This window comes from Collinsella sp. SGI.033, from assembly GCF_050315135.1.
Lineage (GTDB): Bacteria > Actinomycetota > Coriobacteriia > Coriobacteriales > Coriobacteriaceae > Collinsella.
Window position 1 is genome coordinate 1 of sequence record NZ_JBNPOK010000064.1, and the last position, 890, is coordinate 890.

Here is an 890-nt window from a genome sequence, read left to right on the forward strand (position 1 = left end):
CCTGAGTGAGAAGGCCTCCTAGCACGCCGAGATTGTCCGCAAGGGCAACGGCGCATGGCAATCAACGATTCACCTGGCAAGGACGGCAAGCAGTTCAAATAACACCGATTGCCATGCGTTCTTCTTGTCTTAGGCGAGCTTGCGGGCGAACTCTCGCACCTCTTCCAACTTGGGCGACGATGCCATGCTGTCGCGCTCGGTCATACCGCTGATGGTGACAATGCCCTGGTTCTCCCACTTGCAGTACGCGCAGGCTGACTTGTACATAGCGATCGCCGCATCATAGACGCCCTCGCTGTGACTATCGAGCAAAACGGCCGTCTTGGTGAACGGGAAGCCCGTAGCACCGAAGGCGTACAGGCGGTCGATGGCGGCCTTCTCCTGCGCGGTGATATCGAACCAGTAGATAGGCGAGGCGAAGACGACCATATCGGCGTCTTGCAACGACTCGATCACATCGGCCATGTCATCCTTCTGCACGCAAGTGCCCTCGTGGGCGAAGCAATACTGACACCCCAGGCAACCGGCGATTTTCTTGCTGGCAACGCGGATGATCTCGACCGTATGGCCGCCCTCACGCGCGGTCTCGGCAAACGCCTCGACCATGGTGTCGGTATTGGCACCCTTGCGCGGGCTGCCACTCAATACAACGATATTCATATAGATTCCCTCTTCTTCATGCTGCAGGCGCGCAGTATGTTTTCTTGTAACCAAAACGAATGGAGTTAATCAATCGCCAGCAGGCCATATCTCTTGTTCAAGTTCCCTAAAGAAGCTCAAGACGATTGCGATTGCCTTATACAACGTCGAAAACCAACATGGGAGCCATAGATGCGCCGCCTGCCCAAATGGCACGCGGTCAAGATGAGCATTGGGAATCGCGACGACTT

The 890-nt window shown here is 55.8% G+C and carries 1 protein-coding gene; it reads right to left on the reverse strand.

Annotated elements, in window-relative coordinates; all coding sequences use genetic code 11:
* Positions 1–129: 129 nt before the first annotated feature.
* Positions 130–660, reverse strand: coding sequence for a flavodoxin family protein (locus tag ACQRC0_RS08765; RefSeq protein WP_427729320.1), 531 nt, complete (start codon positions 658–660; stop codon positions 130–132).
* Positions 661–890 lie beyond the last annotated feature (230 nt).

Bases quoted from the DNA above. Each gene is read 5' to 3' on its own strand.
- ACQRC0_RS08765 (WP_427729320.1), bottom strand. From the start codon at position 660: ATGAATATCGTTGTATTGAGTGGCAGCCCGCGCAAGGGTGCCAATACC.